12 protein-coding genes are annotated in these 15,906 nt (G+C 44.0%); 8 read left to right on the top strand and 4 right to left on the bottom strand.

The window, feature by feature from the left end; translation table 11 throughout:
• Both ACHUFQ_RS12705 and ACHUFQ_RS12710 read left to right on the top strand, forming a co-directional pair.
• Positions 1 to 126 (top strand): EF-Tu C-terminal domain-related protein (locus ACHUFQ_RS12705; protein ID WP_455342391.1); only part of this gene is annotated, 126 nt, incomplete at its 5' end.
• 581 nt (positions 127 to 707) lie between these two features.
• Entirely contained in the window at positions 708 to 1,130 is a 423-nt protein-coding gene (locus ACHUFQ_RS12710) for a hypothetical protein (RefSeq protein WP_394176083.1), read from the top strand.
• A gap of 93 nt (positions 1,131 to 1,223) precedes the next feature.
• Here ACHUFQ_RS12710 and ACHUFQ_RS12715 read toward each other — a convergent pair whose 3' ends face one another.
• Together ACHUFQ_RS12715 and ACHUFQ_RS12720 are read right to left on the bottom strand one after the other, a co-directional pair.
• The gene (locus ACHUFQ_RS12715; RefSeq protein WP_394176084.1) at positions 1,224 to 1,769 is read right to left on the bottom strand and encodes a SixA phosphatase family protein; all 546 of its coding nucleotides are present in this window, start codon (positions 1,767 to 1,769) and stop codon (positions 1,224 to 1,226) included.
• A 1-nt stretch (position 1,770) separates the two neighbouring features.
• Positions 1,771 to 2,883 (bottom strand): acyl-CoA desaturase, encoded by a 1,113-nt coding sequence (locus ACHUFQ_RS12720; protein WP_394176085.1) that lies wholly within the window; start codon positions 2,881 to 2,883, stop codon positions 1,771 to 1,773.
• A gap of 128 nt (positions 2,884 to 3,011) precedes the next feature.
• Here ACHUFQ_RS12720 and fabR point away from each other — a divergent pair, with 128 nt between their 5' ends.
• Entirely contained in the window at positions 3,012 to 3,635 is a 624-nt protein-coding gene (gene fabR / locus ACHUFQ_RS12725) for an HTH-type transcriptional repressor FabR (RefSeq protein WP_394176086.1), read from the top strand.
• A gap of 36 nt (positions 3,636 to 3,671) precedes the next feature.
• Here fabR and trmA read toward each other — a convergent pair whose 3' ends face one another.
• The gene (gene trmA / locus ACHUFQ_RS12730; RefSeq protein WP_394176087.1) at positions 3,672 to 4,769 is read right to left on the bottom strand and encodes a tRNA (uridine(54)-C5)-methyltransferase TrmA; all 1,098 of its coding nucleotides are present in this window, start codon (positions 4,767 to 4,769) and stop codon (positions 3,672 to 3,674) included.
• 230 nt (positions 4,770 to 4,999) lie between these two features.
• On the opposite strand from trmA, the gene ACHUFQ_RS12735 reads away from it, so the two are divergent.
• From ACHUFQ_RS12735 to ACHUFQ_RS12745, 3 genes are all read left to right on the top strand, one after another.
• The gene (locus tag ACHUFQ_RS12735; protein WP_394176088.1) at positions 5,000 to 7,030 is read left to right on the top strand and encodes an oxidoreductase; all 2,031 of its coding nucleotides are present in this window, start codon (positions 5,000 to 5,002) and stop codon (positions 7,028 to 7,030) included.
• A gap of 199 nt (positions 7,031 to 7,229) precedes the next feature.
• Positions 7,230 to 8,336 carry an efflux RND transporter periplasmic adaptor subunit gene (locus ACHUFQ_RS12740; RefSeq protein WP_394176089.1) on the top strand — a complete coding sequence of 369 codons (1,107 nt, stop codon included), beginning with the start codon at positions 7,230 to 7,232 and terminating at the stop codon, positions 8,334 to 8,336.
• Between the two features lie 9 nt (positions 8,337 to 8,345).
• Complete coding sequence (locus ACHUFQ_RS12745) at positions 8,346 to 11,504, top strand: efflux RND transporter permease subunit (protein WP_394176090.1); 3,159 nt, start codon at positions 8,346 to 8,348, stop codon at positions 11,502 to 11,504.
• Positions 11,505 to 11,596: 92 nt separating this feature from the next.
• Here the strand turns inward: ACHUFQ_RS12745 and uvrA are convergent, their stop codons facing one another.
• Entirely contained in the window at positions 11,597 to 14,425 is a 2,829-nt protein-coding gene (gene uvrA / locus ACHUFQ_RS12750) for an excinuclease ABC subunit UvrA (protein ID WP_394176091.1), read from the bottom strand.
• A gap of 501 nt (positions 14,426 to 14,926) precedes the next feature.
• Here uvrA and rpsJ point away from each other — a divergent pair.
• Entirely contained in the window at positions 14,927 to 15,238 is a 312-nt protein-coding gene (rpsJ, locus tag ACHUFQ_RS12755; RefSeq protein ID WP_118958508.1) for a 30S ribosomal protein S10, read from the top strand.
• A 16-nt stretch (positions 15,239 to 15,254) separates the two neighbouring features.
• Positions 15,255 to 15,893, top strand: coding sequence for a 50S ribosomal protein L3 (rplC, locus tag ACHUFQ_RS12760; RefSeq protein WP_394176092.1), 639 nt, complete (start codon positions 15,255 to 15,257; stop codon positions 15,891 to 15,893).
• The last annotated feature ends 13 nt before the right edge of the window (positions 15,894 to 15,906 follow it).

Genomic DNA, 15,906 nt, shown 5'->3' on the forward strand with positions numbered 1-15,906 from the left:
GGCGACAACTTGAAGTTTGTTGTAGAGCTTATCAACCCAATCGCGATGGACGAAGGTTTACGCTTCGCAATCCGCGAAGGTGGTCGTACTGTTGGTGCAGGTGTTGTATCAAAAATCATCGAATAATCGATTGATTTTTTAACCACCAAATCAAAAAAGAGCAGCCAATGGCTGCTCTTTTTGTATGTGCACCAACAGACTAACCACCTCACGGTGTTCCGTGATGAAAAATTCGTTAAGAAAAATGTGCTGATGTACATTTTTTAGAATTTACGATAATGCTCTGAATTATCGTAAAATCACTTGGTGATTTTCTAGAGTCGTACAGTCACTCTGAATTGAGCTGTCCCGGTTCAATCATATCTATGCTAGTTTCTTATTCTGTATCTTCCAATCAGTTCTCGCCTCGACGTATTTCTCTGAAATGCCGTAAAATCATCTTATTATAAGAGCCTTACTGGCAGGTGAGTGCTCTGAATCGTCTCATTCCCAATACACCAACCTTTACGCTTTTCCTCTAAGAGATTATATGTAATCGATGTAGCATTTTAGTAAAGACATCTTTGGATAAAAGGCTCAATTAGAACAATAAACACATACTATGGAGCTGGCTAAACTAACAAAATTTAATCTAGTTGTATGAACTTAACCCCTTTGTTAGTGTCTAGAGTACTAAATGCTAACTATTATTAAAAAGAGGTGCCACGATGAAGAAATTTGCGATTGTCTCACTGGCCGTTTCCGGGGCTTTAGCGTTTGCAGCCTTTACTTCAATAGCCATTAATGTAGACAGAGAGAATAAGCTACAAAGAGTAGAAGTCGCTTATGCAGATAAACAGCCTCCTGTTCAGGAAATAAAAAATCCGGAGAAGCCAATGCAACGCTGGTATGAAGGTACGCTTAATTATTATGACATTGAAGGGGGTTTTTTTGGTTTTACCAGCAAAGATGGCGAAAATCTATTGCCGATGGGGTTGAACAAAAAATATCAACAACCAGGCGCCAAGTTAAAACTCTATGGTTATATCGATAATGAGGTAGCGACAATTCAAATGTGGGGTAAACCGTTCAAGGTTATCAAGGTTGAAGTCATCGAAAAAGGCAGCTCTACTCACCCTTCACAGATGTAATTCCCATACTCTGTATACGATACAATCCTTGATTTTGGGTCCTGATTGCAGGACCCACAGCGTAGTAATTCCACTTACACCGTTTAACAACGATTAATGACAGTTAAAGGCTTGTCTTGTCAAAGTCAGCTTTTGCTGCTGGTTGCTGATCTCAACTTTATAAATTCTGTCGTATTCCGTTTCTGAAAATTCGGTTAAATGCTGGCTCGATAGTATGCCTGCCAGAACCGCTGTAGTATTGCTATGGCCAACAACTAAGGCTGTTTGACGTTGGTCTAAAAGGCGATTAGCAATATCTTGTAATTGAGCAGGGTTATAACTTTGAATTGTTAGGTTTTTCTGGCTCGCCACGGGGGCTGCGGTCTGCTGTGTACGGTGATAATCGCTGCTATAAATGGCTAGTAATGGGGTTGCGGAAAAATCTTCAGCAAACTTTTTGGCTCGCAGGTGCCCACACTCTGTTAATGGCGGATCATCTGCTCGTTTTTGCTTTTCAGCATGTCTAATCAAATAGATGGTATAACTTCCATCGGTTTTATTTTCACTTGCAAACGCAAAATCTGATTGCAGGATAGCCAGAAAAACGCAAAAGCCGATTAGCGCCAGGGCTATCGGCTTAGGACAATGTGTATTCGGCATACTAGGCATATTGAGCAGTAAAACTATTCCATTGTTTACGTTGCTCAGCAAATGCCGCTTTAAGTTCCTGATACTGTTTCATTAGCGCCATTTTTTCCACATCGATTAACTGGCTTTTTTCGCTCAGAAGCTTTTTCTTAGCATCGTAAAATAGCGACATTTTCTCCAGTAATATGTCATATTCATGATGTAATTTTGCAATGAGCTCTTCGGCATTCCCCCGATTTTGAAGTTTCCCTTTCGAAACGGTTAATTGCATTTTAGCTTTTGCCAAAACGATTTTATCTTCCGGTGTTTTACGCAGATTTTTGGTTAGTTTTAAATAGCTACAGCCTTTGATTAACCATTTAGTCGGATCAAATTGATACCAACGGATCCCGTTACGATAATCGTTTTCAAAGATATGGTGGAAGTTGTGGTAACCCTCGCCAAAAGTAAAGAACGCAAGTACACCATTATCACGGGCAGTATTTTTATCGGTATAAGTCTGTTTACCCCAAATGTGGGCCAGTGAATTAATAAAAAACGTTGTATGGTGACTTAATACCAGACGCAATACACCTATTAGTAATACTGCCGAAAGAATATCGCCATTGAGCCAACCCAAGGTCAATGGAATACCGAAATTGGTCGCAATTGCCAGTGGAACATAGTATTTGTGCTGCCAGACAACAATTTTTTCTTTTTGTAAATCACGCGCATTATCGTAATTAGCATAGGTATCGCCCTGATAATCACGAATCATCCAACCGATATGAGAAAACCAGAAACCTCGCTTGGCGCTATAGGGATCGACATCGTTATTGTCCACATGTTTGTGATGTACGCGATGATCCGAGCACCAATGTAAAATACTATTTTGCAGAGCAAAGGCACCGCCAATAGCGTAAATAAAACGTAGTGATGCATGTGCTTTGTATGTTCTGTGCGACCAGAGGCGATGATAACCTGCGGTAATTGACATGCCGCACAAACAAAAACAGAAAATTGCCGCGAAAATTTCAAATGCGTCAAAACCGTGTGTGACGGCACGATAAGGAACGACAATCAGTGCGATTAAAAAGGTAACGGCAAAAATTACAATATTTAGCCAGATTAATGGTGGTTTTGTCATAGGAAAATTCTTTGGTCGACAATTCAGTGTACAAGTGTACGCTATTTTAGCTTCAACATTCATCGAGTCAAGAAAAGCTGTAAAAACTTGTGTTACTATTTGTACATTATGTTTAGGGAATAAGTGTTATGTCTGGGATCCGAGCACAGCAAAAAGAAAAAACCCGACGTTTGCTGATTGATGCGGCATTAAATCAATTGAGTGCTGAGAGAAGCTTTTCAAATTTAAGTCTTCGTGAAGTTACCAAAGAAGCTGGCCTTGCTGCCACCTCATTTTATCGACATTTTCGGGATATGGATGAATTAGGGTTGACCCTTGTGGACGAAGCTGGCCTGACGTTGCGGCAATTGATGAGGCAGGCAAGGCAGCGGATCAAAAAGGGTGGTTCGGTCATTCAGATATCGGTGAAAACCTTTATGGAGTTTATTGAGGCAAATCCGAATGTGTTTCGATTGTTACTTCGTGAGCGCTCTGGAACCTCGAAAGCGTTTCGTGCGGCTGTGAACCGCGAGATCCGGTATTTCACCATGGAATTGTGTGATTACTTGCAGCAAGCCAATGAGTTGGATGCTGAGACAAGCTATCTGCAGGCTAACGCGGCGGTAACGATTGTCTTTAGTGCAGGTGCGGAAGCACTGGATACCGATACAAATGAAATAGAAGAGCTGACCGAGCGAACGATAAAGCAATTAAGGTTTATCGCTCGGGGTGCGATGGATTTACATCTGAGAAATATTGGTCAGGTCAGTTAATTTTACCAGCCAGTACCCTATCTTCATGATGATTGGTTAACCTCGACGTTTTAATACCATGCCGCATTCGATATGATCGGTATAAGGAAACTGGTCGAATAGAGCAAACGACTCAACATCGTGTGTTTTTATCAATGTGGCCAAATTGTCTTTTAAGGTATTAGGGTTACAGGATATGTAAAGAATCTGGTCAAAACGGCTGACGAGCTCTACTGAATCCGGGTCCAGGCCCGCTCTTGGTGGGTCGACCAATACCGTTTGATACCCGTACTGGCTTAAATCTAATCCCTCAAGCCGACGAAAAGTGCGCTCTTTATTCATGGCCTGACTAAACTCTTCACTGGACATACGAATAATTTTTAAATTATTGATGCCATTGTCTTCAATATTGATTTGCGCAGAAGCGACCGAGCTTTTGGATATTTCCGTTGCCAGTACTTTCTCAAAATTTTCGGCCAGGGCGATACTGAAGTTACCGTTACCACAGTATAACTCCACCAAGTCACCGCCAATACCTTGTGTTGCAGAGCGTGCCCAGCTCAGCATTTTTTCGTTAACACCGCCATTGGGTTGGGTGAAACTGTTTTCAACTTGGTGATAACGAAATTTGTGTCCGTCGATATTTAATACTTCGGTAACAAAATCTTTGCCAATCACATGTTTTTGTTTACGTGCCCGGCCGATGATGGATATCGAACCTAAACCGCTTAGACGTTTCTGTAAAGCGTTTGCGGCAACGAGCCATTCGTCTTCAAGGGGCTTGTGATAGAGCATACTAATCAACAATTCGCCACTTAATGTCGACAGAAAATCCACCTGAAATAACTTGCGACGCAATATCTCTTTGTCGCGAATATCCTCAAGTAAAGCTGGCATAGCGCGATTAATGAATTCACTGGCCGCCGGGAACTGATCGACACGAAATTTTTGCTTAGTTGCCTGATCAAACATGATATAGAACAGGTCATCGCCTTCATGCCATACTCTAAACTCTGCCCGTAAACGATAATGCAAAGGTGCAGAGGTATATAGTTGCGGCTCAGGTACCGAGAATTGCGCGAATAATTCCTGCATCGCTTGTTGCTTGCGTTGAAGTTGCGTGTCGTAGTTGTCTGGATGAATGTGGCTTAACATAACCGTACCTGCTGCAATTTGGGGGCGAATTTTAGCCAAACTCAGGACAAATTGGAACTCTGTTATGGTTAAAGTGTAGCTCTGACTGCAAGATAAGGAATACTGTCAGCGTTCAGATAAACTAAAAGCGTTTAAGCGGGTAGATAAATGAAACATCAAACAAGTGTTTTAATCTGCAAATTATTCTGCTTTAATGAGGTCCATATAACTGGTCCGATCTTAGGTGTAAAATGACAAACTCATCTCCTTATCCACATTTACTTGCTCCCCTCGATCTTGGTTTCACAACCTTACAGAACCGGGTGTTAATGGGATCAATGCATACCGGTCTTGAAGAGGAAACAAATGGCTTTGAAAAGCTGGCAGCTTTTTATGCGGCTCGGGCTAAAGGTGGAGTGGGCTTAATCGTGACTGGCGGCATTAGCCCTAATTTTCGTGGTCGGGTAGCGCCTATGGGGTCGGAGCTGAGTAAGTTTTGGCATGTCAAAAAACACAAAGCCATTACCGAAGCGGTACATAAGTACCCGACTAAGATTTGTTTACAATTACTGCACACTGGGCGTTATGCCTATCACCCGTTCTCTGTTTCAGCCAGCGCAATTAAAGCGCCGATTAACCCGTTTAAACCGAAAGAACTGTCAGAGCGCAAGATTTATTCGACCATTAAAGATTTCGCGAAGTCGTCAAAACTGGCCCAGGATGCTGGTTATGATGGTGTCGAAATTATGGGCTCTGAAGGTTATTTGATTAATCAATTTAGTTGTAAACGCACCAATCACCGGACCGATAAATGGGGTGGTGGTATTGAAAACCGAATGCGACTTGGTGTCGACATCGTAAAAGCCGTCCGTGAAAAGGTTGGTAAAAACTTCATAATTATTTTCCGTTTATCGTTATTAGACTTGGTCGAGGGTGGCAATACCTGGGAAGAGATTGTCACTATGGCGAAAGCCATTGAAGCGGCGGGAGCAACGATTATCAATACTGGTATTGGTTGGCATGAAGCTCGGGTACCAACGATTGCGACCAGTGTGCCAAGGGCGGCATTTACCTGGGTGACAAAGCGTTTGATGGGCGAAGTTAAGGTGCCCTTGGTGGCAACAAACCGAATCAATATGCCAGATGTTGCAGAAGAAGTGCTGGCCCAAGGACATTCTGACATGGTGTCAATGGCAAGACCATTTCTCGCCGATGCCGATTTTGTCAATAAGGCAGCTGCAGGGACTCCTGAAGAAATAAACACCTGTATCGGTTGTAACCAGGCATGCCTGGACCATGTGTTCGAACAAAAACGAGCTACTTGCCTGGTAAATCCTCAGGCCTGTTACGAAACCGAACTCACCTTCGAAAAAACCAGAGTAGCAAAAAACATTGCGGTCATTGGTGCTGGACCCGCGGGATTAGCATTTAGTTGTTATGCGGCTCAACGGGGTCATAACGTGACGTTATTTGATGGCGCCAGTGAAATTGGTGGGCAGTTTAACTATGCAAAGCAGGTTCCGGGAAAGGAAGAGTTTTATGAAACTTTGCGTTATTTTTCCGGGCAATTAGAAAAACATAACGTAGACGTTCATTTAAATAGTTATCAGGATGTGGAGTCGCTGCGTAACCGCGGTTTTGATGATATTGTTTTTGCCACCGGGATTAGTCCAAGAACACCACATATAGACGGTATCAATCATCCTAAGGTTTTAAGTTATCTTGACGTATTAAAAGATCATCAGCCGGTAGGAAAGAAAGTTGCCATTATTGGTGCCGGTGGTATTGGTTTTGATGTGGCCACTTTCCTTGTCGAACAGGAATCGTTAACGACTAATCAGGAGCGCTGGCTAAAGGCCTGGGGAATTGACACGGATTATCAAAATCCAGGAGCATTATTGCCGATTGATCACGACTTAAAACATGATCGTGAAATCTATCTGATGCAACGTAAGGAAACCAAAGTCGGTGCAAATCTAGGCAAGACTACAGGTTGGATTCATCGCAGCACGTTGAAAAACCACCATGTCAACATGGTGCCTGGCGTGCAATACGAGCAAATAAACGACCAGGGTCTGGTATATTCTATCCAGGGAACACGACACGTGCTTGAGGTAGATAATATCATCATTTGTGCCGGGCAGGATTCCAACGACAGCCTCTATAAACAGCTAAATGACTTAGGGGAAAGCTGCCATCTTATCGGTGGCGCAGATGTCGCGGCTGAGCTCGATGCCAAAAGAGCGATACGTCAAGGCGCAGAATTAGCCGCAACGATATAATTTTTCTCATTTTTACCGGGTACGACATTTTAATTTCAATATATTGGTCTAGTATAAATTGAGTACTAGTTGATGAATGAATATAAAGAAGTTACCCGGTTATCTGGCTTTTTAACCGCAGGGAGCAACAGACCAGACCAATAACTTGTTTTCTTATATTGCGCTCACCGTGTTCGATTAAGAATTCAGGAGTTTATCCATGCGGTTTTGTTTAGTTATCCCTTATATTTTGCTCCCTATGTTATTGCTGGGCGGCTGTAATAAAAAGCAAGAAGAAACCAAAGCAGCTCCTCCTCCAGAAGTCGGCATTTTGGAAATTAAGCGAGAAAAGCTTAATATTTCCCATCGTTACGCAGCTAAAACAGCCTCATTATCCTCGGTTGAAATTTACCCTGAAGTATCCGGGCGCATCGTAGAACGCCTTGTTGTCGAGGGGCAGGAGGTCAAACGAGGCGATCCTTTATTTAAAATTGACGATCAACCGTTTAAAGCGGAAGTGGCTAAGCAAAAAGGGGCCGTCGCCAGAGCCTTGGCGTCTGTAGAATTGGCTAGGACCCGTTATGATATGTCAGTCGCGCTCGCCGAAGAGGAAGTGTTAAGTAAGCTCGATACAAAACGCGTGAAAGTCGAATATGATGAAGCCAAGGCGACGTTAGCTACCGCCAACGCTGCTTTACAGGCGGCAGAAGTTCAATTGTTAAAAACCGACGTGGTTTCCCCGATAGATGGAATTGCTGGCATTACCAAAGTGAAGCGCGGTGATATGGTAGACCCGGATCTGGGATGGATGATTGAAATCATCGCCAATGATTCCATCGAGGTATACAGTCAGGTTGGAGCACAGCGACATTTTGATATTGTTTCAAAACTCAAAGGCACTAAAGCCGAAAGAATTTCGGTGATTGAGCTTGAGTTACCTAATGGTGATATTTATGAGCATCAAGGTAAACTCGACTATATCGGTCATAAGGTTTCAGAGCGCAGTAACACTGTAACCTACAGGGTAGTTTTTCCGAACCCTGATGGGATGTTACTCGGTGGTCAAAATGTTACCTTGATAGCGACCGATAAAAAGTCTACAAAAAGCATTGTGGTACCGCAAAAAGCGGTTCAGGAAGATCAGATCGGTCGTTATGTGATGGCATTAGACAAAGATAATATTGCTAGCAAGCGTCATGTGAAGTTTGGCTCCAGAGTCGGTACTAACTGGGAGGTCGAAGAAGGACTGGAGCCTGGGGATCGAATCATAGTATCTGGGATTTTAAGGGCCAAAGAAGGCCAGCCCGTTACCCCCGTTGTAGAGTAGGGGATAATCATGATTGAGTTTTTTATAAATCGCCCTAAGTTTGCGATTGTTGTCTCTATTATTATGACGCTGGCAGGCATACTGACATTTTTAAATATGCCCGTATCTCTATACCCAAGCGTGGCACCGCCACAAGTTCAGGTAACGGCGTTCTATCCCGGCGCGGATCATAATACGATTCGGGATACGGTGGCTTCAGTATTAGAGCAGGAGGTTAATGGTGTCGAACATATGTTATACATTGACTCAAAATCCTCTAACGATGGCTCGTACCTTTGTCGTATTTCTTTTGCCATCGGCACCGATCCTGATTTAGCCCAGACATTGGTGCAAAATCGGGTCAATAAGGCGATGAGTAAATTGCCGGTTGAAGTGAAACAACTTGGTGTGACTGTCGCAAAAGTTTCCCCTTCCATGCTACTTTCGATAAACCTGTATTCTCCCGAAGGGACCTATGACGGTCTCTTTCTCTCCAATTATATGTCACTGAATTTACGTGATTCATTAGCTCGGGTTAATGGTATCGGCGAGCTGAAAATCATTGGTGAAAAAAACTATTCGGTGAGGATCTGGGTTGATAATGAAGTGATGGCCGGTATGGGCATCAATGAACAGGACGTAACGGCTGCCATTGCCAGTCAAAATACAACCATTTCAGCGGGTAAAATTGGTGAAAATCCTGCTCCTCAGGGACAGGTTTTTCAGTACACGATAAAAACCCGGGGACGGTTGAAAACCATCGAAGACTTTCAAAATATCGTGGTGCGAGCCGAGCCTGATGGTAGTTTGGTGCGCATCAAAGATTTCGCGCGAGTAGAACTAGGCGCAGAAAAATACAACTCCATGTCAAAACTCGGAGATATGGAAAGCCCATTGATGATCGCGTATCTGGCACCTGGCGCCAATTCATTGCAGGTGGCGAATGATTTGCATGCGCAAATGGAAATCATCAGTGAGGGTTTTCCTGAGGATGTAGAATACCAGATAGCCTATGACTCGACCCTCTTTATAAAAACCTCAATGGCCGAGGTTTACGACACGCTGTTTGAAGCGGTCGGCCTGGTCGTTATTATTTCCTATTTATTCTTGCAAAACATTCGCGCAACCTTAATCCCTGCAATTGCAATACCGGTTTCTCTGGTGGCAACTTTTGTGGTGATGAAAATGTTTGGCATGGACATCAATACCATTACGATGTTTGGTTTGATACTGGCGATTGGTGTCGTGGTGGATGCGGCGATAGTTGTAATAGAAAATGTTGAACGGATCATGCACGAAGAGCACTTACCGCCTAAGGAAGCAACGTCGAAGGCTATGAAAGAAGTCACCGCGCCGCTTATCGCTTCGGCATTGGTGTTAATGGCTGTATTCGTGCCGGTTTCGCTTGCGCCTGGGATGGTGGGGATTTTATATCAACAGTTCGGTGTCACCATAGTAGCCTCAACCATAATTTCTACCATCGTAGCGCTTTCCTTAACTCCGGCGTTATGTTCAATCATGCTAAAACCATCGGCGCTTCCAACAAAAGGCCCGTTAGGATGGTTTAATGCCTTTATCAATAAAATGATGAACGGCTATGGCGCCACGGTAGGACTTTTGTCGCGCCATTTATTCATTACCTTAGTGCTGTTTGCGGCGCTAATTGGCTATATCGGCTATTTGGGGAGCAATCTGCCCGGCGGATTTATTCCGGAGGAGGACAAAGGTAACTTCCTGGTCGATATTTCCTTGCCCGAGGCCTCAACGTTAGATAGAACCATTACCGAAATTGATAAATTGACTAATGAAATTAAGGAAATCCCTGGGGTTAAAAGTATCGTAACGGCAAATGGATTTAGCATGATTAAAGGGGCGTTAGCAACTAACGCGGGTATGTTAATCATTACATTGGAAGATTGGGAAGAGCGGCAGACTGAGGAACTTTCTCAAGCCAGTATCATGGCCCAGACCACACAAATAATGCAAAGTAACCGCGAGATTAAGAGTCTGGTAATGTCGACACCAGCCATTCCGGGGTTAGGTGCGACATCGGGAGTCACGATGATATTGGAAGACCGGCTGGGGCGGTCAACGGAATCCATAGGTCCCGTGTACATGCAAGTTGCTGGACAGTTGATGCAGCGACCTGAAATTGCAGTGGCTTTTTCAACATACACAGCTAATGTCCCCCAGTTAAGTCTTGATATTGATTATGAGAAAGCCATGTTGCTAGGACTGGATCCGGCGTCGATAAATGTCGCGATTGGCAGCTTGTTTGGTAAACGATACGTCAATGATTACACCCGGTTTGGTAAAAACTATCAGGTTAACATCATGTCAGAAGCAAGATACCGTAATGATGAAGAAGACTTAAACAGCCTTTATGTCAGGGCGGCAGATGGTGAAATGGTAAGGTTTTCCAGTTTTTCTGAATTTAAGCCAACCATAGGCTCTGACGTTTCTGCTCGTTTTAATCTGTACAACTCAACCCAAATTATTGTGATGCCTGCTCCTGGATTTAGTTCTGGCGAAGCGATTGCAGCGATTAATGAGGTTGCCGAATCATTGCCGGATGGCTACGCCCATGAATGGACCGGACAAACCTATCAGGAAGTGAAAACCTCCGGGGGGATGGTCGCTCTGTTTTTGTTAGCCGTTTTATTTACTTTCTTATTTTTAGTTGCGCAGTACGAAAGTTGGCTCACCCCGTTTGCGATCATGCTATGCGTTCCAATCGGCTTACTCGGCTCACTGCTATTTGTCACCCTGATGAACGGCACGCTAAATCTTTATGTGCAAATAGGTCTGGTCTTGATGATAGGTATGGCGTGTCGAAATGCCATCCTGATTGTGGAATTTGCAAAAGTGTTGCGAGAAGAAAAAGGCCTGACGATTATCGGAGCTGCGGTTGAAGCTGCAAAATTAAGAATGCGCGCCGTTTTAATGACGGCATTGTCATTTATTCTTGGGGTAACACCGTTAGTCCTTGCAAGTGGTGCCGGGGCAGCGAGTCGAAATACCATGGGGCATTCTGTATGGGGAGGCATGGTTTCGGCAACCTTCTTAGGGTGTATCTTTGTTCCGGTCTTTTTCGTTATGTTTCAAATCATTCGTGAAAAGCTAGGATCGAAAACCGAAGCAGCTGACGTGGCCGATAAAGCCAGATTGGCCGAACAGGAGCGGGACTAGAGTCCAGGACTCGCTATCACTGATTCTTCTGCGACTCAAATACGAAAACGCCCACAATGGTTGAACATTGTGGGCGTTTTACATTCCGTGACTTAAAGATCAAGCAATGGGGCGAGAAAGTGTCCAGTGTGTGAACCTTTATGTTTGGCGACCGTTTCCGGCGTACCGCTAACCAATATTTCGCCACCACCAGCACCACCTTCCGGACCGAGATCAATTAACCAGTCAGCGGTTTTAATGACATCCAGATTATGTTCGATAATCACAACGGTATTACCATGATCCCGTAATTTGTGCAGAACCTGCAATAACTGACGAATATCATGAAAATGCAGGCCCGTAGTCGGCTCATCCAGTATGTACAAGGTTTTACCGGTATCGCGTTTGGATAATTCTTTTGAAAGTTTGACCCTTTGTGCCTCACCACCGGATAAGGTGGTGGCCGATTGTCCGAGCTTGATATAGGAAAGACCGACGTCCATCAGAGTTTGCAGCTTACGTTTAACGGCGGGAATTGGCGCAAAAAATTCAAAAGCATCTTCGATGGTCATATCCAGAACTTCATGAATGCTTTTGCCTTTATAGCGGATCTCCAGAGTTTCGCGATTGTAGCGTTTGCCTTTACATATATCACAAGGCACATATACATCCGGTAAAAAATGCATCTCTACTTTAATGACACCGTCGCCCTGACAGGCTTCACAACGCCCGCCTTTGACGTTAAAGCTAAAGCGACCCGGCTTGTAACCACGTGAGCGGGATTCCTGTGTTGCGGCAAAAATATCGCGAATGGCAGTAAAAATACCAGTATAGGTTGCCGGATTCGAACGAGGCGTTCGACCGATAGGGCTTTGGTCAATATCGATTACCTTGTCTAACAGCTCTAATCCGGTAATGGTTTTATAAGGAGAAGGTTCGTCCAGAGTTGCACGATTAAGCTCAATATGGGCAATTTTATATAAGGTGTCGTTAATCAGGGTCGATTTACCGGATCCTGAAACCCCGGTCACACAGGTCATTAGACCAACCGGAATTTCCAGGTCGACATTTTTAAGGTTGTTACCTGTGGCACCGGTTAGATGAATCATCTCTTTTTTGTTTACTTGATGACGTTTGGTTGGCACGTCAATGGACTCTTTGCCGCTGAGGTACTTTCCAGTTAGTGAGTCTTCACTGTTGATTATGGCTTGGTAATCACCCTGTGCGATCACCTGACCACCGTGAACACCTGCGCCAGGACCGATATCAATAATATGGTCTGCTTCGCGAATCGCGTCTTCATCATGCTCTACTACGATCACCGTATTGCCTAGGTCACGAAGGTGGATTAGGGTTTTTAACAGGCGCTCGTTATCGCGCTGATGTAGTCCGATAGAAGGCTCGTCCAAAACATACATAACCCCAACCAGACCGGCGCCAATTTGTGACGCTAAGCGGATCCGTTGTGCTTCACCCCCGGATAGGGTTTCCGCGCTGCGTGACAGGGTCAGATAATTCAGGCCAACATTCACCAAAAATCCCAGACGGTCACTGATTTCTTTGAGGATTTTTTCTGCGATCTGGCCTTTTTGTCCTTCCATATTGAGCGTACTGAAGAACTGCTCAGCTTGCGCAATTGAATATTCGGTGACGTTATGTAATGGCGTATCTGCTACAAATACATTGCGGGCTTCCAGTCGTAGCCTTGAACCATCGCAGGATGGACACGCCTGGCTATTGAGGTATTTGCTTAATTCTTCTCGTACCGCGTTTGATTCCGTTTCCCGATAACGTCTATCCATATTAACCAGGATCCCTTCAAAAGGGTGTTTACGAACAACAATATCGCCGCGATCATTCATGTAACGAAATTCAATTTCCTGTTTACCGGATCCATTGAGAATGATCTTTTGAACGTCCGCGTTTAATTCTTTAAATGGTTTGTCCAGGGCAAAGCCGTAATGATCTGAGAGTGACGAGAGCATTTGAAAATAATAAAAATTGCGCTTATCCCAACCTCGAATGGCACCACCAGCAAGACTTAAATCTTCATTGGCAATCACACGATGCGGATCAAAAAACTGCTTTATGCCTAGCCCATCACAACTTTGGCAGGCACCTGCCGGGTTATTAAACGAAAATAAACGAGGCTCAGGTTTAGCCATGCTATAGCCGCATTGCGGGCAAGCAAAATTGGCAGAAAACAATAGTGGATCTTTATCGGGTTCGTCCATATAGCTGACGGTAGCGATACCATCAGACAAGGCTAATGCGGTTTCAAACGATTCTGACAGGCGCAATTGTATATCGTCTCTAACTTTCAAACGATCGACAACAACTTCAATGGTGTGCTTTTTATGAAGATCCAGGGTTGGTGGATCGCTCAAATCACAAACCTCACCATCAATACGAGCACGGATGTAGCCTTGCCCGGCAAGATTTTCCAATAATTTTATATGTTCGCCTTTGCGATCCTGAACAACAGGAGCGAGCAGCATAACTTTGGTACCTTCCGGCAATGCCAGTACTTTATCTACCATCTGACTGATGGTCTGCGCAGTCAGCGGTTGATGATGTTCAGGACACCTTGGTTCGCCGACCCGGGCATACAATAGACGCAGGTAATCATAAATTTCGGTAATCGTACCTACCGTGGAGCGTGGATTGTGAGACGTAGATTTTTGCTCAATCGAGATCGCTGGCGATAATCCTTCAATATGATCAACATCCGGCTTTTCCATTAATGATAAAAATTGTCTGGCGTATGCGGATAAGGATTCGACATAGCGACGCTGCCCTTCAGCATAGAGGGTATCAAATGCCAGAGAAGATTTACCGGAACCGGATAAACCGGTTATCACAATGAGCTTGTCTCGAGGGATGGTAATATCAATATTCTTTAAGTTATGAGTGCGGGCGCCCCGTACTTCGATTTCCAGCATAACCACTTCCACTATAAGAACCCCCAGCGGGCGCTGAGAGTGAATTAACAATCCTTCATTATGACACAATAAATAAACAATTAGCATCATTGACCAAAACAGTTGTTAAGTTTTTTACGTGAAATTAAGGACTTGGTGGGTAACTTGCTCAGTGATTACCAGCCATTAGGAAAGGCGACTCATTTATTGGCTTAATCGCCTAATTATTCAGCGCATCAAGACAAAATCCATGGCCTAAAAAACGATGATGTTTTTTTGAGCATCGGTCTTGCGTTTGTGACTTGCTTCTGTATAATACGCCCACTTGTTTGAGTGATCAGGCAAGTTTTGTTAGCTCGGTTGGTTTTTCCACCGACTTGTTCTTTGGATAAGCTAAGCGATTGCTAGCTACAGCAACTCCGATTTGGAGTTGAATGATTATATAAGCGGTACACTCCCCTTCTCAATAAGAAGGTGATGAGTTGTACTTTGTTCGTTCTTTTTAATTGGGGATTTGATTACATGTCAAATCAAAGAATTCGCATTCGTTTGAAAGCGTTCGATCATCGTCTGATTGATCAATCTACCGCAGAAATCGTTGATACTGCTAAGCGCACTGGTGCTCAGGTTCGTGGTCCTATTCCACTTCCTACTCGCAAAGAGCGTTTCACTATCTTGATCTCTCCACACGTAAACAAAGACGCTCGTGACCAGTACGAAATCCGTACTCACAAGCGTATGATTGATATCGTTGAACCAACCGAGAAAACTGTAGACGCTCTTATGCGTTTAGACTTGGCTGCTGGTGTCGACGTACAGATCAGCTTGGGTTAATAGAGGAGTTTTGACTATGACTATTGGTTTAGTCGGACGTAAAGTGGGCATGACTCGTATCTTCACTGAAGATGGCGTTTCAATTCCAGTTACAGTCGTAGAAGTTGAAGCGAACCGCGTTGCTCAAGTAAAAACTCTTGAAAACGATGGTTATCGCGCATTACAGGTAACTACTGGTAGCAAGAAAGCTAACCGTGTTACCAAGCCGTTAGCAGGTCACTTTGCTAAAGCAGGTATCGAAGCAGGCCGTGGTCTGTGGGAATTCCGTTTAGCAGACGGTGAAGGTGAAGGTGTTGAAACTGGCAGTGAATTAACTGTTGAAGTTTTAAATGAAACCAAACTAGTAGATGTTACTGGTACTTCAAAAGGTAAAGGTTTCCAAGGTGGTATCAAGCGCTGGAATTTCTCTATGCAAGATGCTACTCACGGTAACTCTATCTCTCACCGTTCAAACGGTTCTATCGGCCAGTGTCAAACACCAGGTCGTGTATTTAAAGGCAAAAAAATGTCTGGTCACATGGGTGCTGAGAAAGTTACTACTCAAAACCTTGAATTAGTTCGCGTTGACGCTGAGCGCAATCTGCTTCTTATTAAAGGTGCAGTACCTGGCGCTACTAACAGCAACGTGATTGTTAAACCAGCTGTTAAAGCCTAACGTCTGAGGAGAT

The sequence above is a fragment of the Thalassotalea litorea genome (genome assembly GCF_043642205.1).
In the GTDB taxonomy this organism is placed as follows: Bacteria; Pseudomonadota; Gammaproteobacteria; order Enterobacterales; family Alteromonadaceae; genus Thalassotalea_A; species Thalassotalea_A litorea.